Origin of the sequence: Falsirhodobacter sp. alg1 (assembly GCF_000739715.2) — a bacterium.
Lineage (GTDB): Bacteria > Pseudomonadota > Alphaproteobacteria > Rhodobacterales > Rhodobacteraceae > Falsirhodobacter.
The window spans coordinates 1-549 of sequence record NZ_BBJC02000080.1 but is presented as its reverse complement, the minus strand read 5'-3'; the positions used below and the strand labels follow the sequence as shown (position 1 = coordinate 549).

Here is a 549-nt window from a genome sequence, read left to right as displayed (position 1 = left end):
CCGTTGCAGCAGATGCTGGGGCAGGTGGAGTGGGGCGAGCTGGATATCCTGCTGATCGACCTTYCGCCCGGCACCGGGGGANTGTGCAGCTGACGCTGTGCCAGCGGACCGAACTGGCCGGCGCGATCATCGTATCTACCCCGCAGGATGTTGCCCTGCTGGATGCTCGCAAGGCGCTGGACATGTTCAGTCGCCTGAAGACGCCGGTGATTGGCCTGATCGAGAATATGAGCGCCTACATCTGCCCGAACTGTGGCCATGAAGCGCATATCTTTGGCCACGGCGGCGTTGCGGCGGAGGCGGCTCGACTGGACCTGCCATTCCTAGGTGAGTTGCCGCTGGAGCTGTCGGTGCGCCTGGCCGGGGATTCTGGTACGCCCATGTTTGCCGTGCTGGCCGGAATGGCGCTGGTGGGGCTGACCACGGCGGCAGACGCGAATATCGCGTTGCGCTACACATTGCTGAGCATTGCCGGTGTCATTCTCGGGGGGGAGAGTTTACGGGTGGCAAGGTTTCCCCAACGGGGGCGGTCATCGGTGCGCTGACGCT

Annotated in this window: 1 pseudogene; it reads left to right on the top strand. The window is 64.0% G+C overall.

From position 1 onward, the window contains the following. Positions 1-389 (top strand): annotated as a pseudogene (locus TR36_RS14285) (P-loop NTPase); the annotation flags it as partial. Between the last annotated feature and the right edge of the window lie 160 nt (positions 390-549).